At 47.9% G+C, this 25,244-nt stretch carries 17 protein-coding genes and 1 pseudogene; 5 read left to right on the forward strand and 13 right to left on the reverse strand.

Going from position 1 to position 25,244, the window contains the following annotated elements; all coding sequences use genetic code 11:
* Positions 1–69: 69 nt before the first annotated feature.
* The 4 genes from H8K38_RS03175 to H8K38_RS03190 all read right to left on the reverse strand — a co-directional run bounded on the left by H8K38_RS03175 (position 70) and on the right by H8K38_RS03190 (position 7,448).
* Complete coding sequence (locus tag H8K38_RS03175; RefSeq protein WP_186883368.1) at positions 70–1,065, reverse strand: TonB-dependent receptor; 996 nt, start codon at positions 1,063–1,065, stop codon at positions 70–72.
* 484 nt (positions 1,066–1,549) lie between these two features.
* Positions 1,550–2,944: a hypothetical protein gene (locus tag H8K38_RS03180; RefSeq protein WP_186883369.1), complete on the reverse strand. Its 1,395-nt coding sequence runs from the start codon at positions 2,942–2,944 to the stop codon at positions 1,550–1,552.
* A gap of 303 nt (positions 2,945–3,247) precedes the next feature.
* The gene (pcaF, locus tag H8K38_RS03185) at positions 3,248–4,453 is read right to left on the reverse strand and encodes a 3-oxoadipyl-CoA thiolase (RefSeq protein WP_186883370.1); all 1,206 of its coding nucleotides are present in this window, start codon (positions 4,451–4,453) and stop codon (positions 3,248–3,250) included.
* A 67-nt stretch (positions 4,454–4,520) separates the two neighbouring features.
* Positions 4,521–7,448: an EAL domain-containing protein gene (locus H8K38_RS03190; protein WP_186883371.1), complete on the reverse strand. Its 2,928-nt coding sequence runs from the start codon at positions 7,446–7,448 to the stop codon at positions 4,521–4,523.
* A 422-nt stretch (positions 7,449–7,870) separates the two neighbouring features.
* Here H8K38_RS03190 and H8K38_RS03195 point away from each other — a divergent pair, with 422 nt between their 5' ends.
* Positions 7,871–11,938, forward strand: a complete 4,068-nt coding sequence (locus H8K38_RS03195; RefSeq protein ID WP_186883372.1) for a Pls/PosA family non-ribosomal peptide synthetase — start codon at positions 7,871–7,873, stop codon at positions 11,936–11,938.
* Between the two features lie 17 nt (positions 11,939–11,955).
* Positions 11,956–12,573 (forward strand): 4'-phosphopantetheinyl transferase superfamily protein, encoded by a 618-nt coding sequence (locus H8K38_RS03200; RefSeq protein ID WP_186883373.1) that lies wholly within the window; start codon positions 11,956–11,958, stop codon positions 12,571–12,573.
* A 143-nt stretch (positions 12,574–12,716) separates the two neighbouring features.
* On the opposite strand, the gene H8K38_RS03205 is transcribed toward H8K38_RS03200, so the two are convergent.
* The 3 genes from H8K38_RS03205 to H8K38_RS03215 all read right to left on the reverse strand — a co-directional run bounded on the left by H8K38_RS03205 (position 12,717) and on the right by H8K38_RS03215 (position 14,237).
* The gene (locus tag H8K38_RS03205; protein ID WP_186883374.1) at positions 12,717–12,944 is read right to left on the reverse strand and encodes a hypothetical protein; all 228 of its coding nucleotides are present in this window, start codon (positions 12,942–12,944) and stop codon (positions 12,717–12,719) included.
* 467 nt (positions 12,945–13,411) lie between these two features.
* Entirely contained in the window at positions 13,412–13,669 is a 258-nt protein-coding gene (locus tag H8K38_RS03210) for a hypothetical protein (protein ID WP_186897406.1), read from the reverse strand.
* Positions 13,670–14,057: 388 nt separating this feature from the next.
* Positions 14,058–14,237 carry a TOBE domain-containing protein gene (locus tag H8K38_RS03215; protein ID WP_186883376.1) on the reverse strand — a complete coding sequence of 60 codons (180 nt, stop codon included), beginning with the start codon at positions 14,235–14,237 and terminating at the stop codon, positions 14,058–14,060.
* A 246-nt stretch (positions 14,238–14,483) separates the two neighbouring features.
* Between H8K38_RS03215 and H8K38_RS03220 the strand changes: the two genes are divergently transcribed.
* From H8K38_RS03220 to H8K38_RS03230, 3 genes are all read left to right on the forward strand, one after another.
* Entirely contained in the window at positions 14,484–15,548 is a 1,065-nt protein-coding gene (locus H8K38_RS03220) for a hypothetical protein (protein WP_186883377.1), read from the forward strand.
* On the forward strand, positions 15,548–16,822 hold the full coding sequence (locus tag H8K38_RS03225) for a P-loop ATPase, Sll1717 family (RefSeq protein ID WP_186883378.1): 1,275 nt from the start codon (positions 15,548–15,550) through the stop codon (positions 16,820–16,822). The genes H8K38_RS03220 and H8K38_RS03225 overlap by 1 nt, the downstream gene beginning before the upstream one ends.
* A 177-nt stretch (positions 16,823–16,999) precedes the next feature.
* Positions 17,000–17,968 (forward strand): site-specific integrase, encoded by a 969-nt coding sequence (locus tag H8K38_RS03230; RefSeq protein ID WP_186883379.1) that lies wholly within the window; start codon positions 17,000–17,002, stop codon positions 17,966–17,968.
* A 42-nt stretch (positions 17,969–18,010) separates the two neighbouring features.
* Here the strand turns inward: H8K38_RS03230 and H8K38_RS03235 are convergent, their stop codons facing one another.
* The 6 genes and pseudogenes from H8K38_RS03235 to H8K38_RS03260 form a co-directional block, all read right to left on the reverse strand.
* Positions 18,011–18,433 carry a type II toxin-antitoxin system HigA family antitoxin gene (locus H8K38_RS03235; protein WP_186883380.1) on the reverse strand — a complete coding sequence of 141 codons (423 nt, stop codon included), beginning with the start codon at positions 18,431–18,433 and terminating at the stop codon, positions 18,011–18,013.
* The gene (locus H8K38_RS03240) at positions 18,421–18,702 is read right to left on the reverse strand and encodes a type II toxin-antitoxin system HigB family toxin (RefSeq protein WP_186883381.1); all 282 of its coding nucleotides are present in this window, start codon (positions 18,700–18,702) and stop codon (positions 18,421–18,423) included. Before H8K38_RS03240 ends, H8K38_RS03235 begins: the two co-directional genes overlap by 13 nt.
* A gap of 116 nt (positions 18,703–18,818) precedes the next feature.
* On the reverse strand, positions 18,819–19,181 hold the full coding sequence (tnpC, locus tag H8K38_RS03245) for a Tn3 family transposase post-transcriptional regulator TnpC (protein WP_186883382.1): 363 nt from the start codon (positions 19,179–19,181) through the stop codon (positions 18,819–18,821).
* Positions 19,178–22,177: pseudogene (locus tag H8K38_RS03250) on the reverse strand (Tn3 family transposase). The gene tnpC and the pseudogene H8K38_RS03250 overlap by 4 nt, the downstream one beginning before the upstream one ends.
* 146 nt (positions 22,178–22,323) lie before the next feature.
* Complete coding sequence (locus H8K38_RS03255; RefSeq protein ID WP_186883383.1) at positions 22,324–22,983, reverse strand: FAD-dependent monooxygenase; 660 nt, start codon at positions 22,981–22,983, stop codon at positions 22,324–22,326.
* Positions 22,984–23,570: 587 nt separating this feature from the next.
* Complete coding sequence (locus H8K38_RS03260) at positions 23,571–25,214, reverse strand: Na+/H+ antiporter (protein ID WP_186883384.1); 1,644 nt, start codon at positions 25,212–25,214, stop codon at positions 23,571–23,573.
* Positions 25,215–25,244 lie beyond the last annotated feature (30 nt).

The following is a 25,244-nucleotide window of genomic DNA, read 5'->3' on the forward strand; positions in this document are numbered from 1 at the left end:
GGACTGGACTAGGGAAGCAATAGCGAATCGTCCATTTAATTGGCGTTTAAAAAAGTCGAAATATCTCAATTAAATCAGTGAGTTAAATGCATTCCTGCGGAATTTTAAGGAATCCCGGCCGACCCTCAATCTGACTTTCACCGATTCATAGTCACCCAGCGTTGTGTTCGAGATAAAGTACAAACTTTCTTTATCCCAGTAGGGCCATTTCCAGTAGCGTGCTGACGCTGGAACTGTTGAAGGAGGCTGTCCCTTCTCTCCATTTTGCTTGTAATAGCTAATGGCATATTCGTCACGTGCATTCGGAGTAAGGCCGAATTTGAGGGAAAACTTACTATCCTTGCGATAGGCATTGTTTCGCGCGCCACCATTTTCTGTACTGGTCGCAATGAAATCCGATGACATGGGAAAGCCATCACTCTGTATGTAGGAAACCCCGGTTTGCAGGTACCACATGCCCTGGTTGGTACCTACATTGGCGGATGTTTGCTCAGTCGCTACGCCTACCATTGCATCCGCTTCAAACGCCTTTTTGGGCTTGCGGGAAATGAGATTGATTGCTCCACCTAACGTATTGGGACCATAGGCCAAGGAGCTGAATCCCTTTGCTACTTGAATTGCCGCGAGGTCAGCAGTGCTGAAACGATTGAAGTCGACATAGCCATCGTATGGAACATAAACAGGAATACCGTCAATAAATAAAGGGACCTGACGAGAATCGAATCCGCGCACTGCAACAGTTTTTTCGTTACGGGAATTTGTTGACAGCGTTACTCCGGATAATAGATTGAGCGCGTCACCGACGTTATTTCTATTAAATTGCAGTAAGTCTTTGCTGGTGACGACCGATGCAATCTGGTCGCCGCCCACGTCACCTATTTCGGTTGTTGGCAAACGCTTTGCTACAACCAAAACGGTTCCTAGTTCGAACGCGGAAGTATCAGATTTATCCTCAGCCCATGCAGTGGAAGTGATAAATGTCGCAATAATTGCCGCATTGACTACTCGAATCTTCAATTGCGGACTGGTTGTTACAACGCGCTTTTTATTCTGATGCTTACCCATATGTCTTCTTCCGATAAAATCGTAATAGCAACTTATATATAACGGTATTTAAAAAAAATCGACGGCTTCTCGAAATGCTTGCGGCATATCTCATCGGTCTCCTACGTCGCGGTTAGCCGACAAAATTATTTTCAACATGTGAAATTTATTGCGTAGTTTTTTTTATTGGCTTGGCAAATGCGTAATATACACTTGCATATAACGCTGTAAAGATTGCACTTGAATTGTCTTGACGAAAATCATATTTTTTAAATTGAAGGTCTTAATTGCGAAGAAGCTGCATAGTTTGCAACCAATAAAACGGTTACAGATATGATCGGCTTCCCAGTCGATCAACTTTCACGCGTGAAAGTTGATTAAAGTAATAATAGGACAGTAGAATCTGCCATGCGCGAAGTACACGAAGGGCCGTCTGCCCTGCGTATATCCGCCGTGGACGGGACAGAGTTTCCGGAAACTCACCATATCGCTTACCGAATTCGGATCAGCGTAGCGTAGTGATCGCTCTGGATACGTCATGCGGAATTCGAGATAGTCGAGCGGCGAGCGGCCGCCAAGACTTGAATGAGGGGTGGCGTTGTAATTGGCTCAAGACAGCAAGCAACTCCGCTGCATACTCAAGCTGGAACTGGCTGGTGAGAGCGACTTCGTCCGGGTCTCGCCCGCCTTTGTCTGAGGGTTTTCCGCTGGTCATGTTCGATAGCTTCTGGAAGCCACGCTGCCCGAGCGTACGGAAAAAAGTCTCGATAAACGGACGGTCGTCTTTACTCCTTCTCACCGCGAAACTATTCTCGGGCTCAAGCAAGTCTGATCCGACCACGTCTTTCAATACTTGTTTTACATGCTTGCAGGTTTCGGCCAAAGAGCCGTCAACGCTGATCTCGTCCCAACAGGCACCGACGAATTTTTCTGAAACAGCCGACGGCAGGTTTGCCTTCGGATAATAGGCATGATCTCCAAAGGTGATTGGCAGTCGCTTGGATTTGGTTAGGGCCATTTTTAAGGCTCGAAGTACGTCAACCTTCGAGACTTCTTTGCGCATGCTGAAGTGGTAGCCAAGCACAGCGCGCGACGTTACCTCGAGAATCACGACCACCCACAATCGATGGACGATTTTTTGAACATATCCGCCGGTAGGCTGCGGAATCATGACGCTGAAACGACCGTCAGTCTTATGCGCGTCCATTTCCACTCGCTGGAACAATAAGTGGACTGGCCTGTCGGTGCCGTCGCCCGTCAACATCTTCTTTTTGTTGTCAGGCCCGCCGACGACCAATGCCGCTGATTCAGGATTTTCGTCTAGAACGGATTTGACGAATCGGCAGACTGAAACGTAGCCCATGTTTTTCGTATTGAAGGGCCACTTGTTTTCGGTTTCATAGCGGAGCACGCGGAGTTCTCCAAGGAACCATTGCCAATGGCCTTGCTTATTGCGTTTGCTGACCGATATCCGATTTTGCGAGCCGGCGGACAGAATACGTTTGAGGAATTTTTCTCGTAAGGCAGGATGCTGGTTTAACACCGTATTTAAGGCGCCCACAGCTCCCTGGCCGAACTTATCGACGTTGATTTTGTGCTTGCGCTGATAGGAATTGATACGCTCCCAAGGAACCAGGGCGCGCCAACCCCATACCTCTCCATCCCTATGAACCAGCAGACAGCGCTCCTTGATAAGTCGAATTGTCTGCGAGAGCCCTATGTCGGCCTGTTTCTTAATCTCGCTTTCTGTGGCTCCTTCGAAGTACAGCTTTATGGCCTTCTTCCGTGCGAAGTAGCCATCTTTAGTAGGGCCTTGAGGAAGTGCTCCTTCGTCTGGGTACTTCCAGTCGTATACCCTGAGTTCTTCAGCGTTTAGCCGTCGGCTGTTTTTCGCGCGCATTGCTTTCCACCTCGGTTATGTGATCAGCAACATTAATCAGTGGTGAAAAATATACAGTATTACGCAAAACGGTGGAAGACCCACACTTTTAGGTAAAGATCATGAAATTAAAGGTGTAAATGAACAGAAACGGTAGCCAATAAAAACAAGGACTTACAGAAAAATATTTTTTACAGAATTACGTTTTTATACGACCATGCTGCGTTCTTGCCAACCTGTACGCACTGCTCGGTTAAATGTACCTGTTTGGTCAGTTTTTCTTCGTGTACAGTCCATTTGAATGTAAAAAGGCGCTCTTCAGTTTCATACGCGTTCTATGATCATGGCAATCCCTTGCCCGACGCCGATGCACATGCTGCACAAGGCATAGCGTCCATTGGTGCGATGTAATTGGTACATCGCCGTTATCACCAGGCGTGCGCCAGATGCTCCCAATGGGTGTCCCAATGCGATGGCGCCGCCGTTAGGATTGACGTGCGCGGCATCATCCGGCAAACCGAGATCACGCATCACCGCTAACGCCTGTGCTGCAAAGGCTTCATTGAGTTCAATCACATCCATTTGATTCAGCGTTAAATTCGCTTTCGCCAGCACTTTACGAATTGCCGGTGCCGGGCCAAAACCCATGATCCGCGGCGCGACACCGGCGGTAGCTACTGCGATGATGCGTGCCTTAGGTGTCAGGCCAAATTGCGCAATACCGGCATCCGAAGCCAACAACAGTGCGCATGCACCGTCATTTACACCCGAAGCATTCCCCGCAGTTATGGAGCCATCTGCACGCACTACACCTGTCAGTTTTGCCAGCACTTCGAGACTGGTCACTCGAGGATGCTCATCCTGACTGAAAACGACTGGTTCGCCTTTACGCTGCGGCAATGCGACTGGAATAATTTCATCTTGAAATGCACCTTCCTTTTGGCCGCGAGCTGCGCGTAACTGACTCGATAGCGCAAACAGATCCTGATCGGCGCGGGAAATGCCAAACTCCGCAGCGACGTTTTCTGCTGTTTCCGGCATGGAATCAATTCCATGCAAGGACTTCATCAATGGATTGATAAAGCGCCAGCCTATGGTCGTATCTTCTATTTTTGCTGCACGTGAAAAGGCGCTGTCCGCCTTGCCCATGACAAAGGGCGCGCGCGACATGCTTTCTACGCCACCTGCAATCATCAGATCGCAACTATCGCTTTTTAACGCATTCGCAGCCACCCCCAGTGCATCCATACTGGAACCGCATAAACGGTTAATCGTACTACCGGGCACTTCCACAGGCAGCCCCGCTAACAGGCTTGCCATACGGGCGACATTTCGATTGTCTTCACCCGCCTGATTTGCGCAGCCATAAATCACATCATCCACCCTGCTCCAATCCAGTGACGGATGGCGGCTAATCAGCGCTTTAATGGGTAGGGCCGCCAGATCATCTGTTCTGACCCCGGATAAGGCTCCGCCGTAACGGCCAAACGGGGTACGCACTGCATCACAAATAAAAGCGCTCTTTTTCATCGTGTCTCTGTCATTCCTTTGGTTTGTCTTTATATGCTTGCCACTTTTACCCACCGAGTTTTACGCGTTATCTACGCTCATCCTGCGTGATTAATTGCACAAACTGTTCAACAGGTACGGGGCGGCTGAATAAGTATCCTTGCGCCTCGTCACAAGCTGACGTTTCCAGAAAGGCTAGTTGCTCGGCCGTTTCAACGCCTTCCGCAATGACCGATAACTGTAGGGTATGGCCTAATTGAATGATGGCCTTGACGATAGATGCTCCATCAGAATCACTCAGCATATCCCGGACAAATGACTGATCTATCTTGAGTTTATCAACGGAAAGTCGCTTCAGATAGGACAAGCTTGAATATCCGGTTCCAAAATCGTCAATCGACAGTTTGATGCCTAATTCTTTCAAACCGTGTAAAGACTTGATAGTTGTTTCGACGTCCTGCAGCAGAATTGATTCAGTCAGCTCCAGTTCCAGAAGTTCTGGCCGCAAGCCGGAAACAGCAAGTGCATTACTGACGATTTTAAGTACATCGCCGCGTTTGAATTGCAAGGCCGAGAGGTTGACAGCTACCACTGGTGGCACAGGGTATTTATCCTGCCACGCCCTCGCGTGGCGACATGCTTCGTTGATGACCCATTCACCGATCTGAATAATATGGCCGCTGCGCTCGGCAAGCCCGATGAATTTGCCGGGTGCAATCAGTCCATCCATCGGATGTTGCCAGCGTATCAGCGCCTCCGCAGCGATGATTTTTCCGCTTTTGATATCAATCTGAGGTTGATAGTGAAGCACGAACTCATTATTGCGTACCGCGCTGGATAAGCCTCCGGTTAAACGGATTTGCTCAACCAGACCTGCATTCATATCCCGTGTAAAGAAGCGGTAAGTATTGCGCCCTGCTTCTTTTGCACTGTTTAAAGCGGTGTGAGAGTGTTTTAATAAGGTGTCGAAATCATCGCCATCGATAGGATAGAGTCCTATCCCAATTGAGCAAGACAAATTCACGACATCGTTATTGATGGTGAATGGTGTGGAAAATGCCTCGCAGATCGTATTGCCAACCTCTGCAATTCCCGGAACATCATATTTTCCCGTAAGCAGAATCACGAATTCGTCACCACTCAGACGACTCATCGTGGCTGTCGCCGGAATGCTATGCTGCAAACGGTTTGCCACTTCTAGCAGTATCTGGTCGCCAATACCGTAGCCCAGACTGTCATTGATTTGTTTAAAGTGATCAAGATCGAGATAGAGCATGTTGACCGTCATGTTTTCATTGTTGGCGACAATAACAGCATGATCAAAGCGATCGCGTAGTAACAAGCGGTTTGGCAGATTGGTCAAGGGATCGAAATTCGTCAGGAATTCCAGTTTCTCTCTGGTTTCTGCATTCTCTGCACGCGTGCGTAAGCTGACAATGCAATAAGCTATGTCGTCAACCAGTTCTTCCAGCAGCTGCACTTCTGCCGGATCAAAGGCATCTGCTTCACAAGAGTAAATATTCAAAGCGCCGAGAATTTTTGCATCACAGATCAGCGGTAAGGAAACACTGGACTGATAGCCGCGTTCTAACGCAGCTTTGCGCCACGGCGCCATACTGGCATTCGTCAGGATATTCTGAATAATATGTGGCGTACCTGTCCGGATTGCGGTACCAGTCGGGCCTTGCCCCTGTTGATTGTTACCCCACGAAATATTAATCGTTTCCAGATAGCCGCTTTCATAGCCAGCTTGCGCAACCGGGCGCACTGTTTTCGCCGGATCCTCTTCTGCATAGCCAACCCAGGCCATCAGATATCCACCATTATCTACGCACAAGCGGCAAATTTCGGACAACAGATGATGTTCGTTTTCACTACGTGATAGCGCGATATTACAGTCGCTGATGAGTCTTAGTGCTCGATTGAGTTTCTTTTGCTCCGCTTCGCTTTGTCTTAATTCACTCGTCATACTGCGTGCGATTGCCAATGCGCGGGAGCGTCCAGTGACCAACAGCCACACCACGATCGCTAAGAGTATGCTGGCGATACTTCCGGTGGCAGCAATGATATTTGCCCTATCACTTTTCAATCTAGCATCGAACGTTGGCAATGAACTAATGACGATGCTCCACTCGTGCCCGAATAGATTCAATACCTTCGTCGTACGAAAAGCAGAGTTATTGTTCTCTGTGATTTGTTTTGACTCGAACATCAACTGACTTTTGTCAATTGAATTGCCGTCATAGATGAGCAGATGAAAAGGCGAGCTGCTCTCGTCGAAACGATGACCGAGTATCCCTGTCATCAGATCATTCATGCGAAATGGCGCATACACCCAACCTTCAATATTCTCGTGCCGTTCTTCGATGTTGGCATGCTTGCTATGCAAGCGGTAAATGGGCATATACATGAGAAAGCCCGCCTGCACGTCCTGGTCAGTCTCCTGTACCAGTTTTACCCTACCTGAAATGATGGCTGTATTTTCCTCTGTTGCCTTATTCAGCGCAGCACGACGAACGGTTTCCGAGTACATGTCATAGCCGATTGCGCGTTGATTGCGCCAGTTGGGCGGCTGTAGATAAGTAATCGGAGCGTATATCTCGCGCTCACCTGATGGCCGGATATCGTATTCTTTTGATCCGGTCGCGCGCATGACGGCGATGTGCTCTGCTTTTTCTTTCGACTTAATAAAACGGGCAAACCCCACGCCCTGAATGCCCGGAAATTTATCTTCAAACTTCAGCGTCTCTACGTAACGGCTGAATTCAGCCTGAGTGACTTTATGGGAGGCAGTAAACAGACCTGCCACACCTTCCAGAACCTGTTCATAGTTTTGTAATCGTCGGTTGATATTGTCAATGATCTCATTTGATCTGTATTCGAACTCATCGTGCAGCGCCTGACGATTCGCCTCACGTGGAGTATCCTGCAGTGCATAAGTAAGCGCCAATCCAAAAATCAGAATGACCCATGGAATGAACAGGAAACTGCTGGGGAGGTTTTCTTTTTTTAACATGGGCAAAAAAATGACGATCAGTCGTTCTAAACACGATTGCTAACGGCGCTAACTGAGAAATCCTCGTAGATTTTATTGATCTTATGTAATTGATCTTATATATCAAACAATCTAATGCAAACCATAGCTGACAGACTTCAGTATGGTCAACCGCTTTCCTGCAGCATCGTCTTTTTTTTGTTATTCCAAGAACGGACAAGATCGAGTCCGGTTTTTAATCATACGCAATATGATCATGCGCAATAAATAGAAACAGATGTTGCTAAGTGCGCTATTTCGACATTATTTACTTTCCCGAAATGATAAACTCTCACTCTATCGACATTGCGCGTTATTCCCGCTTTCTGATCCAGATCAACTATCAACGCTGCCAGTAATAATTAAAACAATTAAACAATCGTCGTCACCACTTCTGAATACTTATGCCTTCGTCTAGCAGCACCCTTGTAAGCTCATCCGATAGCGGAATTTTGTATGGACAGTCTCAACCCGATCTGATTCGTAAAGAAATTCTTGCTGACATTCTGGAGGCTAGCGCCTCTCTTTATCCAGACAAAACGGCACTGATTTTTGAAGATCGTTCACTAACATATGGTGAGTTAAATCTGGCTGCCGACCGTGTAGCTTCATTTCTGATTGCATCCGGAGTCGGCCCCGGGCAAATCGTGGGCTTGTGGTTGCCGCGTGGCATTGATTTGCTGGTGATGCAGGCGGGTATTGCGAAAACAGGCGCAGCCTGGTTGCCTTTTGATGCTGACACACCCGTTGACCGTATTGCCGTTTGTCTGGCAGACGCGAACGCCATTGGTATTCTGAGTTGTGCCGAGTTTGAAGCGCAGTTGCATTCATCGCGTCATCAGGTCTGGATCGCAGAAACTGCGGCGGCACATCAGCCAGAAACATGGTTGCGACGTCGCGCCAGTGAATCAGATTATCCTGCCTATGTGATCTATACCTCAGGCTCGACGGGAAAACCCAAAGGCATCTTGGTCAGTCAGGCCAGCATCTGCCATTTTTTACGCAGTGAAAATCAGGTGTTAGGAATCCAATCGACTGATCGCGTCTATCAGGGTTTTTCAGTAGCCTTCGATATGTCATTCGAAGAAATCTGGATCAGTTACCTGGTTGGTGCAACCTTATGGATAGCACCGAAAGCGATTACGGCAGATCCGGATCTTTTGCCTGTCGCGCTTGCAGAAAATAACATTACCGTATTACATGCCGTCCCCACCCTGCTCGCTTTATTTTCGCAGGATGTTGCCAGCCTGCGTCTGATTAATCTTGGTGGCGAAATGTGCCCGGAAGCACTGGTCAATCGCTGGAGCAAGCCGGGGCGGCAGATGTTCAATACCTATGGGCCAACGGAGGCGACGGTATCTGCCAGTCTTGCGCCTTTACAGCCACAGCAAGCCGTGACGATAGGCAAACCGTTGCCGAATTATTCGCTGATGGTGATTGCGACTGATATTGAACATGGTTTGCGCTTATTGCCGTGGGGCGAAACTGGTGAGCTATGTATTTCGGGACCGGGCGTTGCAACCGGTTATCTGGGACGTCCCGATTTAACGGCAGAAAAATTTCTGCCGAATCCGTGGGCCAGACAAGCAAACGAAGCACGTTTATACAGAACCGGCGATCTTGCCTGCATACAGCCAGATGGCAGCGTGGTCTGTCTTGGACGTGCCGATGATCAGGTGAAGATTCGTGGTTTCCGGGTTGAGTTGGGGGAAATTGAAACCGTTTTGGCCCAGCAAGCCGGTGTTGGTACCGTGGCCGTGGTCTTGCGTCAGGATCAGGGTATAGACCAGATCGTCGCTTTCATCGTTCGCGAAGACAATCATGCAGAAAATACGGTTGCACCGATGGCGACGCAATCCAACGCTGAATTTGGTGCAGGCTTACGGGGCATACTCAGCGCGCTTCTGCCACCGTATATGGTGCCGTCGCGCTTTGAATTTATGAATGAAGTTCCGCGCCTGACCTCGGGAAAAATCGACCGCAACGAATTAAAACGATGTGACTTACAAGCCGTAGTCGCATCCGGCGAATCGGACGTCGCGGAGTCCGCAACTGAGGAAGTGTTGTTCAGTGCGCTGGCAAGCTTATTCCCCGGACAGACGATACGGCGCAATGCTGATTTTTTCAATGATCTTGGCGGCCATTCGCTGATGGCGGCAAAACTGGTTTCTGTATTACGAAAACATCCCCGGTTTGCGTATTTTAAGATTGCCGACATATATCAGAAACGTAGTGTGCAAGGTATTTCTGAGGTATTGGAGGCGGCTGGCCTGCTGCAGGATGCGACCCTCGCTGATGCTCAGGAAACCTGGAACCCGGCACCTGCCTGGAAACGCTGGATCTGCGGCGCGGCGCAGGCAGCCACGGTGCCGTGGCTGGTGGCGATGCGCATGGTGCAATGGCTGACGCCATTTTTTGCTTACCATTTTTTTACCGGCGACCCCGGCGACTCGATTACCCGCGCAGTGCTGTTATCTGTGGGCGTATTTTTGTTACTGACGGTAGCTGAATTCGCGATTGCGATTATCGGGAAATGGCTGATCGCCGGTCGGCTGAAAGCCGGACGTTATCCGCTGTGGGGCGTGACGTATTTCCGTTGGTGGTTGGCAGACCGGCTGGTCGATGCCGCGCCAGTCTATATGCTGAGCGGTTCTGCATTGTATTCGTGGTGGTTACGTGCACTCGGCGCGAAGATAGGCCGCGATGTCATGATAGGTTCAATTACCTTGCGCGCGCCGGATCTACTGTCCATCGGGGATGGTGCCAGCATAGGCAATGCAACGAATCTGGAAAACGTCCGTGTTCAGCATGGTGAACTTCTGATCGGCAGTATTAACATTGCCAAAGATGCTTACGTCGGTTCGTATTGCGTACTCGAAGGAAATGTCACGCTGGAAGAAGGCGCGCATCTGGAAGGCCAATCAGCATTGGCGGAAGGTCAGACTATTCCACGGGATCGTATCTGGAAAGGATCACCGGCAAAAGACATCGGCGCATTTGATGCCAATGCTTATCCGGCAAGGCCAGCTTACAGTAAGCTACGCGCAATCGGCGAAAATACATTCTTCGTCGTGGGCTCGCTGTTTATCAGCGCGCTGTTTTTTATGCCGGTCTTCCCCAGTTTTGTGACGATAGACTGGTTCGATAATGCGGATAATTTCCCATGGCTGCAAACCAATTCCGTTCCTTTGCAACTGGCCAAATATTTCATACTCGCGTTTCCGGCGACAGCTGTTCTGATCGTTTGCACAGCCCTGCTTTCTGCTGGCATACGCTGGAGCATTTTGCCGAAGTTAACACCCGGTAGTTATGCGGTACATGGCAACATCTATTGCGGCAAGTGGCTGGTCAATCAAATTCAGGAATCGAGTCTGAATGTGCTGCATGGCGTGTATGCGACAGTATATGCGCCGTTCTGGTACCGGATGCTGGGTGCCAAAGTCGGCAAAGGCGCTGAAATTTCGACGGCATTGGGCGTGGTGCCGGACATGCTGACACTGGGCGATGAAACCTTTATCGCCGACGCCGTATTACTCGGCGATGAGCAGATAGATCGTGGCTGGATGACCATGCACCCAACCGTCATTTCCCGGCGTAGTTTTGTCGGCAATGGCGCCTACATCCCGGATGGAACAGTATTGCCCGAAAATGTGCTGATAGGCGTGCATACCTGCGCACCAGACAATGCGCAAATGAAAAATGGCGATACCTGGCTGGGTTCGCCACCGATCAATTTGCCAGCACGTGAAGAGGTCAAAGGTTTCCCTGAAAGTCTAACGTTCAAACCTTCAGTGATGCGACGCATAGGACGCACGCTGGTCGAAACTTTCCGGATTATTGCGCCCCATGCGATGGTCATTGCCGTTGGTTACACCGTCGTTCTTGATCTGATGCCGCTGGCGGGAGAAGACCGTTGGGCTGAAGTGCTGTACTACCTGGTCGCGGCAGGTTTGCTGTATGGGATAGGCAGCTTTGTCTTTGTACTGGTACTGAAATGGCTGCTGATTTTCCGCTACAAGAAAGCCAGCGTACCCATGTGGACGCCATTTGTCTGGTTATCGGAAGGCATTACCAATTTATACGAAGGGATTGCTGTGCCGAATTTCATGCGTTATCTGCGTGGTACACCGTGGTTACCGCTGGCATTCAATCTGCTCGGCTGCAAAATTGGGCGCGGTGTGTATATGGACACCACGGATATTACTGAATTTGATTGCGTCAGCATTGGCGAGCACAGCGAAATCAATGCCCTCGCCTGCCCGCAAACTCATTTGTTTGAAGATCGCGTCATGAAAATTGATCACGTCAACATCGGTGAACGCGTTTACATGGGGCCGCGCAGTGCCGTGTTGTACAGCGCAGTTGTCGGTAATGATGCAAGCCTGGGGGCGCTGACGCTAGTCATGAAAGGGGAATTTATGCCTGCGAATTCGCATTGGCGCGGTTGCCCAGCTGCGATGACGGGTAAATAAGTACGAATGAGACAGACATGCAAGGCGTAAGTCTGCCAGCTTTTTCGGTATTTGACTGGGAAGCACAATGCCTGTCTGCTCTGGACTATTTCAGTCAACAGTCCAATGTTGTGATATGCCTGTCTTTCCCGCAAAATCTTCAACGCGAAACTGCCAGGCAACAACTGCATCTCGCCATCACTGAATTATTGATGCAGGCATTTTCTTGTACAGCGGAACAGATACGACTGATCCGTGTCGCAGGTAGCAGGCTGCAATGCTTCATCGCCACACAAGAAATTTTTATTTCCGTCAGCCATGAGCCTGGTTTATCGGTAGCCGCCATCAGTCAGAAACAACTGCCGGGTATCGATCTGATGGCAGTAAAGGCTATGGATGACTGGCAGGATGTTGCCGATATCTATTTCAGCCCTCAGCAAATCGCAGCACTACAACAGGCGCAAGACGATGAACGCGCAGCGCTGTTTGCGCAGTACTGGACGATGATGGAAGCACGTTTTAAATGTGCGGGCATTGCCATGACGGAGTACGACGAACACGTTCAGCAACAGATGGCATCGGCTTTAAAAGACTCCTGCAGCTACGCACTGACGTTGCCCGCTGGCTATATCGGCACTCTGATACTGCGACCCTGATCATTCCCCAGCCTTACCTGCAAGGCTATTGCTCAGACTGTTGCGCTTGCTGATGCTGCTGCCCTATGGCATGCGCAAGCAATAACAAAAATAGCAAAATCAGGCGTGCATATTGCGAAGCATAAGGCGCGAATCCTCAGCGCTTACCAGTTTGCCTTGGATAAAATAATCAGCCATTTCTTGCAGAACAAAATTTCCAGATGCCCGGCCTGTATGCCTGTGGAACAATCCAATACGGGATTGACGTAATACGCACGTTGTCTGTAATCGCGGCAGACAAATATCTCGCGACGACCTAAGCGCAGTAAAAAAGAAGTTGGCGACAATTGCAGACTGAAACGCGTATCAAAAGACTGATCGAGGTATGCCATAAATGAATCTCCGGGTTGGTTATAAAGGCAGTTCATACTTTTTCTCTGACACTTGAAACACAGAGCATTTCCGGTCACTACAGAAAAATGCGAACTTCCCTGATACAAAAAGATCGTGAAGGACATCATCGAGTGCATCGTTCAGTGAGGCTTTCATCCATCACTGACTCATCGTTTGTCCATGGAAAGTACTTTAACATAAAATGCTGTATATGCAATCAGTATATTTAAAAGTGTCGCAAACTTTCCACTACTGAGAAATCTGCATATCCCCGCAAAGCATTATCTGGCTTCACTTTCCAGCAATATTAGGGGTCGAGCCGAGATAAGGGTAAAAATAGCCCATAACACTTTTAGTTATAAAAATCATGCTTTTAATAACTAAAATTAGAAAATGTGGAAGAAGGGACTGGATTCCGGTTATTTTCGCCAAAAACGCTGCTTATTTCATTACTGTAGTTGTGCAACTAATCTTTCAACTCAATACCAAAATTTTTCCATAAAAATTTATAAATATTACGTCGATCGTTTAATGAAATATGCGAGGTAGACTCTAAATCGGATTTTTTATAAGCTAGCAAATGCCTTAACTTCGAAACACCAAGTCCTGCTAACGTTTCCCTCAAGATGCGAGCATCTCTTCCGAAGTCGGTTGTTTTTTGGAGGTCGGCTTCTGGATCCGGTGCAGAGATAGCACGAGGATGTTTCTGTTTGTAGGCATCCATAACTCTCTCCTCTCGAATCTCCTTTCCGCGCTCATCAAGGATTATTCTCAGCTTTCGAATGCTATTTTCGTCATTCCAATCGACAGAAAATGCTCGGATGTCTTCATTTGGCATTTTTTTATTGAGTTACTTAAATAGATAGATTGTAGCTGAGGAGTTCTTGAGGGTTGGCCGGGATTCAGGAATTTTTCGCCAAAAAGTGAGCTAAGTATTTGATATTATTTAGTTAATTTGCATTAAAAGTTGTTGGCAGTTTTTGCATCGATATTTTTGGTGAGTGGTTATCTAGCTATCTGAGGGCCGGCCGGAATTAAGCTAAATGAGTTCCGCAAACACCAATTTTTGTACCTGTCAAAGGGTAGTTATGCCTCTGCGGCTCCCGCCGTCGCTATTCTATAAGCGCAACAGATTTCACCTGCACCCACACTGGTTGACCGGAAGCTATACCGAGCAATGCCGCTGCTCGCCTGGTCAGGCGCGACAGTAATACGACGTTTCCTAGCAATAGACTTAGATCCCGAGGTATCAACTCGCGCTTCAGAAAAAGTAGCACGAAGAATGCTTCCACATCTGTTCCTGAGCTGGGCTAATATATATTTATCCTGCATGATTGCTTGTTTTTAAGTGAAATTTAGCGTCACTACCAAGATTTCGGCATTTTGGGGTGTTTTTGGGGAGGCCTTATTTAGATGCCTCCTTTGTTTTTAATTTTGTCATCTGTGAATTAACGTTTAGATATCAGGGCTGAGCGGCTGGCAAGCTGGCATAATGACAATGGAAGAATTCAATTGCCGCAAAATATCTAGGACCTGTCATGACCGACTCTCAACTAGTCTTCGTTGCATATTCATCTCGAGACAAAAATCTAACAACCGTAATAAAAGACGGCATAGCCAAGGCTTCGCCAAAACTCAATAACATTCGGTTTGAACCTTGGGAGTTCAACGACATCGCTGGCACACCGCTAATTTCCCCAATTATTGAAAAAATTGACCAATCAAGCTTTATCGTCGCAGATATCTCCTATCTAAATTCAAACGTCGTATACGAAATTGGTTATGCGATAGGAAAAAAGAAGCGAGTTTTCTTAATACGTCATACCGGAACCCTGGGGGACAAAGATCTTGCAAATCGCGTCGGCATATTCGATACGCTTGGGTACTCCGAATATTCGGACGCCGATGCTCTATCCTACCGACTCACTGGCTACATCGATCCAAAGCCGTTGCAAATATTGGAGGGGATCGACAATAAGGCACCTGCATACGTGGTTGAACCCCCACATAAAGGGGACGCGGCGACCATGATGACTTCGCGACTGAAGAAAACTCGCTATAGATATCGGAGTTTTAACCCCAGTGAAGACTCCCGCCTCTCTGCTACAGATGCCATTAAACAAGTATCTAGTTCAGCTGGTGTGCTGGTTTCTTTTGAGCCGGATAGCAAGGAATGGGCCGTCATTCATAACCTCAGAACCATGTTCGTGGCGGGCCTGGCAGATGGAATGGATAAACCTTGTCTGATTTTGGCTCCAAACGGATTCCAGGCTCCGCTTGATGTGCGAGATGACGTGAAGCACTACGCACATCCCGATGACATTGCCGAACATGTTGCATCCTTTGCTTTGGAGCTAACTGATTACTTGCAACTTGTGGAACCCCCTTTAAAGGTCTCCCATAATTCTTTACAAAATATGGCATTCGGCGACCCAACGGCAGAAAACGAAATGACCACGTTGAGCGCCTACTATATGCAGACCGAGCAGTTCACTCGGGCTGTGCGCGGAGAAGTAAACCTCGTTGTCGGGCGAAAGGGGGCAGGTAAGACAGCTTTGTTTTTGCAGTTACGCGTCGAATACGAGCTGACAAGCGAAACGTAATGGTCGATCTGAAACCAGAAGGCTATCAACTTATAAAATTGAAAGAAGATTTACTTTCCTATCTCACCGAAGGATCGCGGCAGCATTTGATAACGGCTTTTTGGGAATACCTTTTACTACTTGAAGTCACGTACAAGGTTTTGGAAAAAGATCGGACGACTCATAAACACAATCACGAGATATATGAAAAATATCTTGATCTTGAGGCTAGCTATAAGGTGGAAAATTTTTCTACCGAAGGCGATTTTTCCGAGCGCCTACTTGTTTTATCTAATCGAATAGCCTCCTCGTATCGAGCGCGTTTTGGTGAGTCGTCAGATGTCAAGCTAACGGTTGATGATGTGACGTCTTTGGTACACGCCCACGACATTCGATCATTACGACAAAAATTGTCCGACTATCTGAGCACAAAGCAATCTGTTTGGATATTGTTTGACAATCTTGATAAGGGTTGGAATACGGGTGGTGTCGATGAAATCGACATTATTGTTCTGCGTTGTCTCGTGGAGGCTGGGAGAAAAATTGAACGAGAGATGCGAAAGCACGAACACAAATTGTACTGCGTCATTTTCGTGCGAAATGATGTGTACGAATTGTTGATGAAAGGCAGCGCCGACTATGGCAAAGACATGCGCGCTGTTTTGGATTGGACTGATCCCGACATGCTGCGGGAAATGCTAAGGTTACGATTGGTGTCGGGCATGGATGGAGTCGAGTCAAACGTAACTTTCGAAAAAATATGGCGCGATATCTGTATATCTCATTATCGCGGAGAGGACACCTCTGCTTATTTTATTGAGCGATCCCTTATGCGCCCAAGAAACGTATTAAAGATTTTTGCCCATAGTAAAGGTTTCGCGATTAACTTTAACCACAGTAAGATTGAGGAAAGTGATATAGAAAAAGGCGTCAAAGCCTTTTCCCAGGATTTGCTCATCGAGTTAGACCATGAATTGTCTGATGTTTGCCCGGATGTTCCCGATTTGCTATATCACTTCATTGATCAGCCAAGCGAGGTGAGCAAGCACGAGCTAAATGCAACGCTTGCTAACGGTGGCGTGAGCGCAGATCAAGTAGAGAATATCTTCGGCTTTTTGCTCTACTACGGAGTGATTGGTCTTAAAACCGAGACCGGAGTTCAATACATTTTCGATGTTAACTATGATTCAAAAATATTAACTACGCGGGCGCAGCGCTTGGGTGAAAACGCCCGTTATGTATTTAACCCTGCATTTTGGGATGCTTTGGGCATTACGGACCAGTCATCACAATAGAAAGGCAGACGGATAAATTGCAAATTACGTAGACGAGCTCAATGCCCCTCAATAGGCTAGTCACTTGAATGAACACGCCGACTCCCCATTTGCATCGAAACTTACCACTAAGGTATGATCATTAATGTTTGCTATAGTGTGACGAATCGCAGACTCGTTTCAAGCTTCGCACTACCTATGAGCAAACTCGATCAGTACGTTCACGCGGCGACCCGGGACAACACACGTAACAGCTACCAATCTGCCGTGCGCCATTTTGAGGTCGAATGGGGTGGCTTTCTGCCGGCAACGGCAGACAGTGTGGCGCGCTATCTGGCCGATCATGCCGAGTCGCTTTCCATCAATACACTGCGTCAACGTCTTGCGGCACTCGCACAGTGGCATATCACCCAGGGATTCCCGGATCCCACCAAGGCTCCTATTGTGCGTAAAGTATTTCGCGGTATTCAGGCGCTGCATCCCGCACAAGGAAAACGCGCCAAACCGATGCAAATGGAGCAATTAGCTCAAGTCGTACTCTGGCTGGACCAGTCCATCGAGACGTCGCACCTAACCGGAAAGCATGCCGACGAACTACGCCATGTCCGGAATAAAGCGATTTTATTGCTGGGTTTCTGGCGCGGTTTTCGCGGTGACGAACTCACACGACTACAGATCGAGCACGTCGACGTCGTGTCCGGGGAAGGAATGAGTTGCTATTTTCCGCAAACGAAAGCTGACCGGCAATTCAAGGGCAGCAGCTTCAAGGCACCGGCATCGTCCCAATTATGCCCAGTGTCGGCTTATCTGGATTGGATTGAGTTGGCCGGTCTGCAGGCCGGACCGGTATTTCGCGCGATTGATCGCTGGGGTCATGTCAGCCAGGACGGATTACATGCGGACAGCCTGATCCCTTTGCTACGATCGCTGTTTCAAGAATCTGGCGTCGAATCGACAATGCAATATAGCGCACACTCCTTGCGGCGTGGATTCGCGAATTGGGCGACGGCCAATGGCTGGGATATCAAAACCTTGATGGAGTACGTGGGCTGGAAAAATGTGCAATCGGCCATGCGTTATGTCGAGAGTGCCGACCCGTTTTCCAAGACCAGAATCAATACCATGCTTGCCTCCGGGGCTAAGGCGCTACAGGTTAAATCCGAATAGGTTATCGAGATAAATTCCAGCTTAGCACAAACAGCAAATAACTTATAAAAAAACGCTTGCAGGCACGTGAAAACGATCAGCCAGCGCCTTCATTTGGCGCACGTTTAAATCACGGATGCCGCGCAAAACTTCCGATACAACGCCCTGGCTACCCAGTTCCGGTAAATCTGATTGGGTAAGCTGATGTTGTGTCATCAGAAATTTCAGTGTCGCCACGGGCGAGACCGACTGTACAGCGGGCTGCATGTCTTCATAATCTGCGATTAACGAACCCAGACTATTGACCAGCTCGGCTAACGGAGACTTTTCATCTGCACCGCCGGCATCCATCAACTGATTCAATGCAACAATCGCGTTCTCATAGTCGGCATCGTTGTGTATGGATTTCAGCGGCACAAACTCAGTCAATGCCTGGTAACGCTCGGAAATTTCCTTGACTGTGGAGCGATCAATTACGGCTTCCATTTATCGTACTCCTTATGTGTAAAAACCTGCCGAACAAACAGCTTCTGCGTATCAAAATGAATCGCGCTGACGATCCTATATTTGTTGCCGCCAATATCAAACACGTAATACGTCTCGACCTTATCGACTGCGTTAAATGTGGCTTTAATCTCTGCAAAATTAGCAAATGGCCGGGATTCAATGATTTTTCGCCAGGCCTGCAGCGGCTCATGCGACAGCGAATACGTGGCAGAAAAATCCGTTAGGGCTTTATTGGATATGACTCTCATGGGCTCAGTATATCTCAATTTGAGATTATTTAGCGATCATTTTCTTAATACTTTCGCTGCTATAACACTGAAAATTCATTAAATTAATTGCTGCACGGATCGCATTCGAACGTCAATCAGTCATTGTTATCTAATGGCATGAGCTCGGACAAGGGGCGTAAGCGCTCAGAAAATTCTGAAAATAGCCTGGAAAAATCTGAAAATTCAGAAACTAACTCCTCAGCCGCTTCCCATAGGGCCGTTTCCTGGGGTGGTACGGCCAAACGAGCACCATTTATCACAGTATGTGACATAGCGTGCAGGGCAATCAGATCGTCGCGAATGCCATTTACTCCCTCCAGGCGGACACGGATAGTGTCCAGTTGCTCAATCATTTCGAGGACATCCCCTGTGTCATAACTTTCTCTGAGCTGTTCTAATACGAGCGCATTCATGTCACCATATGGCGTAGGTATCACTTTCCCTTTTGGTACGGTCATTCAGCATTCCCCTCATTTCCCTTTTGCTTTGCATCGTCCGCGGCTTTGCGGAAAAGCGAATCGCGAATCCATTGCTCCGGCGCGCGTTTTAAATTGAGATGATAGTCACCAAATCGTTTGACGCCGCTGGTGATATACGGACTTAGGAAAGTCAGATCGTCCACATCAAATTTATGTCCTTCGGCAATCAAAGTTTGAATGACACGCATCATGTCGACGGTATTTTGCAAAATTACTGCAGCAGCGATCAGATCGTTATATCTCAGACGCTTTTGTTGTTCCTCGGGATCGTTTTGCGCGATGACGTCACCGCCAAATGAAAGCCACTTCGCAAAACCATTGTACGACTCCATCTTATTAGTCTCACCTGTAACTTCTTGCCGCATCTTGATATCCGAAATCCATTTCAACAAGAAGATTGTACGAACTGCACCGCCCATTTCACGCACGGCAGAGAATAATTTACTACGTCCATTTTTTGCGCTTAATTTCTTTAGTAATAAAGGCGAGGCGATACGACCCGCCTGAATTGACAGCGCAATACGCATCATGTTTTGCCATTCAGACTCAATGAGGTCCCAATTAGTTGTTGCAGTGAAAAGTCGGTCAATGTGCTTGTATCGAATTTTTTTCTCGGCGCGGTGAAGTTCTAGATCTTTCCAGTTACGAATCCTCGGCATCAAATTGATACCAAGTAAATAGGTGAAAGCAAAAACGGCCGCAGATTGCCCTTGCGTATCCGAATAAACGGTATCAGCTTCAACAGATAATTGCGCCTTTAACAACCCTTCAATAACGTAGATGGCTTCCCAAACGCCTGGGGCAATAAAATGGCGGAATACTGCGATATAGTTATTCGCCACATGGCGGTAAGCAACGGCCCCCATTTTCCGGTACCGAAAATGGAAACCGGCCAACAAATTTTCTTCGTAAAAATCGTATTGCGTACCGTCTGCGGCAACCGATTTACCGTCCCCCATAGTTTCGGAAGATCTAGGCGTAAATGAAGCTCATTCAAGTCGCGAATTGCGGCATCCAGATTCTCAACTGTCATATGGCGACGATTCACGAAAGAAAGCATATGGGTAGTGACGTCGCCGGCCAGATGTCTTGCGGCCTGATTGGGACCGAGATTACAGCCCATCGCAAAAATCGTAAGCAGATAGCGTTCGGCCGCACGCTTAAGTTTTGGGTCGCTACCGGAGATTGGGCCAAAGTGTCGGGTGAATTTCACCAGTGTTCGAGATTGGCAAGGACATCGAGCAAGTTCCTAGTCGGAAGCCGATTCATGATAGTACTTTGCAGAGCTATCGCGGACGAAGGAATTTCTTTCGCAACCACACGTTTGAGTATAGGCTCGCCATTCGAGCCTATAGACACGTCGCCATGGTGATCCGGGAAATTACGATCAACTTCTTCGGCCTTTTCTGTTAGTTTTTCCTTTAACATCGCGACGAAATCCTTCGCGTTATTCGGAAGTCCAACTTTTTCACAATAGGCTGGTAACAGCTTCTGGCATTCATCCCATGACAACAGCTGATCGCGATGGTCCGCAAACGTCTCAGAGCCAGCAACACACATGTCGCCTGAGCGCAGTTCGCTGGCCAAATGAGAAAAAACAGCGAGTTCCAGATAACGCCGATTAGTCGGCTCTCCTTCATCGTGCGGTCGTTTTACTAATTTTTGCCACCTATCCGAAGCAAAGGACATATCCACTTCGTCCTCCATCCAATCAGTTCTGCGAGATTCGTTTTCGAGGACAATATTGAGCGCATCTGTTAGTGCGCGATTTTGTGTTGCGGCTTTGAACTCCAAAACGCGGGCAATGCGAAAAATTACAGCACGATGGCTAGTGAATGGTTTCCATAAAAGGGGTAAATGGTTTTTGCCACTCCATACGCGAATTGCTGCACATTCTTCTCTCAGTCGCTCCAGATCGCCGCCGGGAGCTAAGAGTTTCCGGATTTCCAATCCGGTTTTTTGATCATCAAGATCCTCGACCAAAATATCAAGAACACCGTCAAGTTTAGCGACCAGGCGTTCTGACAATGCTCTTTGTTTCAATTGGATAGAGGCCAATTCCTCTTTAGCTTTTTTATGAATGACGGCCATCCGGCGTATAAACATTTCAGCCAAATCATCTCGTGCCCGAACCCGCATATTGCGAACGAGTGGATAAGCGTGTAGCGCTTCTCCAAGTTCAGATCTTTTAGTTCTGCGGCATCAAGTGCCATTGCCTGACTGGAAAAATGCCTTAATTTTGATATCGGAATTCCCTCAAGAGGTTTATCCACGTCGATGATAGATTCCAACCAGATTAACTGATCCAGAACATTTTCTAAGTGCTTCTTAGATGCACGTTTAGCACTTCGTTTAATCTGATGAAACTGTGTCTGTCGTTGTGCAAAATCAGTAATTAACAGGTTGTCCAAGAAGTCCTTTTGTTCTTGGTTGAGACGCTTAGCAACTCGTCGAAATACTTGATCTTGAATAGTTGTATGTACTTGTTCCGCAATCTTATCCAGCGTACTAAACGCAGGTAATTCGTAATGGAGTCCGATCAACTCTTCAACCGTCGCATTGATAATATCGGTGCGCATGTCAGCGACCTGCGCAGCTTCCCGCGCGATACGTATTGCTAACTTCCTGGCTTCTGCGCCTTCAAATGTAGCAATGCCCAAGTATTTGCGTATTGCTGCGTGATGCCGGTATAGCGTGGTTGTGCTTTTATAGTGAATATTAGAGGCAGTCGGAAAACCGCGGACAGTAGCAATATGAGAAATAATTTCGGCTGGAATTTCATCTATCTGGGGAAAGTAGTGAAGCTGCTCAAAACATTTAAGGAGCACCAAAACACTGAGCTGGCTGCCCTGGCCTCGGGCTAAGGTAGCGACCCATTCGATTTCTTCTGCCGAAGGTGTGTAGTATGTTTGAATGTCCCGGCTTGGAAGCACGGTCGGGAAACGAGGGTACGCGGTACGTTCAATCGATGCCATTCATGCCTCCAATATTTGGAATGGCAAATATTATAACTACGTCGAACTAAAAATATATATTGTCCTTGGTGTATTTATCTCAAATTTTTCCAAGCTTCACTAATTCAAATTATTGAGATATTTTTAAAACATTATAACCAAAAGTATTATGGGCTATTTTTACCCGTATCTCGGCTCAACCCCAGATACTGATCCGCCTCCTGGCACTTGAACAGTACACTGCGGACTGTCCGGATATTTCCCACACCTTCCCGTGCAATGCCAAGACGTTCGCGAATGGGACTGTCGGCGCCATCTGTTGCTATCATGTAATCGGCTGAGATTGCATAATCTCGACCAGCATTTCGATCCCGTAACTGCACGACAATACTATCGCCACGATCCTCGAAATGTAGCAACTCAGTGCTGTAGCGAAGATCTGCACCGAACTCTAGCGCTGCCATGCGCAGGATAGGTTCAAGTTTGTCCTGCGCAATGGCCGCTCCCGTATTGGGTGACAGGCCAGTATTGTGCGTGTCGGCTTCGCCGGGCGTCCAAGCCTGTTCACCTTGCCATTCGCCAGCAAGACTTGATGCCTTAACGCGGCGTAAGCGGAAATTTTGAGGTGTTTGGGGTATACGGTCGGCAATACCAACCATGCGGTAGTGCTCCAGCGTGGTTTCGGTATAACCCATGGCACGCGGATGAGTGGAGCTGCCGGAGTGCTTTTCTACTAAGATATGAGGTATTCCGCGCCAAGCGAGAAAGACAGATGCAGATAAACCAACAAGGCTACCACCAACGATGAGAACAGGAGTAAGTGACATGATTCGTCCTTAATATTTGGCCATTGAATTAGCCATAAACAGAATTAGGACGTGTGCTTACCGTGAAGAAAACTTTGGATGGAAAACGGGATTTACCGTTTCGTTTGTCGATCAAAGGCTCCACGAGAAATCGGCGCACGTCCGCTCTCGCCGTGGTCATCCGAAACAATTTCAGATGCATTTGGCGTCCCATGGTTGGACGCTGACCGGGGCTCACCACGCCAGTCCACCTTTTTCGACAGCGGAGATTTTATCACACACACTAACATGTCGATAAGGGCAATACTCCAGGCGTTGCATGGTTCGAAAATCGCGTATTTTAGAAAATCTCGACTACCTATCTAAGTGAGCCCAAAGATCAGAATTATTAAATTAATGAATAATCGATATCTGTAAATTTGATTTTGAATATTTGCTGCAATGCGGTAAAGTCATTCCTGTCTCCTCCAACACCGTCAAGGTTTGGATTTTAGCCCGCTCGTAGCGGGCTATTTTTTTATCCGTCATTCATTTTTTTGAGAAGGAACTGATCGTCAATGATTTTTTGGGCGCCGCCTTAAAACAAGAAATCATACCGATGCATCACATTAGTGCTGTTTTTGTTTGGTCAGCGCTGTTTCTATCAGATCAATTTCATGCACCAACTGACGATGCAACACGTCATCCAGCTGCCTGTTTAAACGCAATTGATACAGTTGATCGCGCTCGGCACGTAAAGCTTCGATGCGCATCTGCCGTTCGACATCCAATTCCCGAATATGGTGTGACGAGCCATTCTGCCGCAACCCATGTGCCAAGCGGCGTCGATATAACTCAATTACGTGCATTGCGGCTTCCATTTGCACCAGGCTCTCAGGCTGATCATTGGGGATGCCACGATACAAATCTTCAACCCGGCGGATTGCAGCAGATGCCGCAGCATTACGTGCGACCGTTTCCTTATTAATCTGAGCCACAGGCTCGGAGAACTCAAAGCCGGCAGCCAGGATAGGCAATGCAATGCTGGCGACAATCAGCGATAGTAAAATAACGCCCATTGCGAGAAAAATCACCAGATCACGAGCCGGAAAATCGGTGCCATCTAACATGGTCAAGGGTAAAGTGAGAATACCCGCCAGGGTAATTGCCCCACGCACACCTGCAAACGCGGTAACCAGCAATAACCGTGGAAAAGACTTTTTATCTGCGACATTTCCCTTTTTGCCAAATAAAGTCAGTTTGAGCGAAGCCCAAACCCAGATTAAACGCAAAGTCGTCAGTGCAAAAGTAATGCAAACAATATACGCAGATAAATGTGCAAGGCTGGCGATACCGGTATCAATCGCAATTTCTTCTATGCTTTCGAGTATTCGCGGCAACTGCAAACCTAATAGCATAAACATGATGCCATTCAATATCATCTGCACCGTATCCCATACAGTGCGCCGTTGCATGCGGGTTGCCGCTAAAGTGTGCCCGGTCAGATCAGAGTAATGCATGGTAACTCCGGCGGTTACCGCAGCCAGAATTCCTGATGCATTCAGATGTTCGGCTGTCAGGTAAGCAGCGAACGGGATCAGCAAGCTAATCATAATCTGTACACCCGGTTCTTCTCCGGTTTGCCGTATCAGCCAGCGATTTGCCAGATTAATGGTGTAGGTCAGCACAATTCCTATCAAAGCACCGCCGCCAGCCACCAGCATGAAAGTCCAGGATGCTTTGGCGAGGGAGAAATTTCCGGTTAATGCTGCCAAGACAGCAAAACGAAAACAGACAAGACCAGACGCATCATTTAACAGCGACTCACCTTCAAGAATGTGCATCAGCCTCGGTGGAATCGGTGTTTTGGCGGCTATTGCAGAAACAGCGACCGGATCAGTTGGCGATAAAATTGCTGCCAGGGCGAATGCTACCGGTAACGGAATCGCTGGAATCAGCCAGTCGATCAGAAACCCCATACCAACAACAGTAAAAATGACCAAGCCGATGGCCAGCATCAGTATGGGCTTCATATCGAGAAAAAAGGCTTCTTTCGGTATGCGCCAGCCATCCAAAAATAGTAAAGGGGGAATAAATAACAGAAAAAAAATGGCTGGATCTAGCGAGACATCAAACGGGGAAAAAGAAGCAATAATGGCGCCGGTTGCAATCTGAATCAGTGGCAATGGCAGTGCGACCGGAGACAATCTGACAATAAAGCCGCTCACAGTAACAGCAAGCAGCAGAATCAAAACCATTGTTATTATTTGCATCGTTCTACCGGAAAAATTGCTTTCCAGACC

The sequence above is a fragment of the Undibacterium sp. FT79W genome (genome assembly GCF_014284215.1).
Classification (GTDB): domain Bacteria; phylum Pseudomonadota; class Gammaproteobacteria; order Burkholderiales; family Burkholderiaceae_D; genus Undibacterium; species Undibacterium aquatile.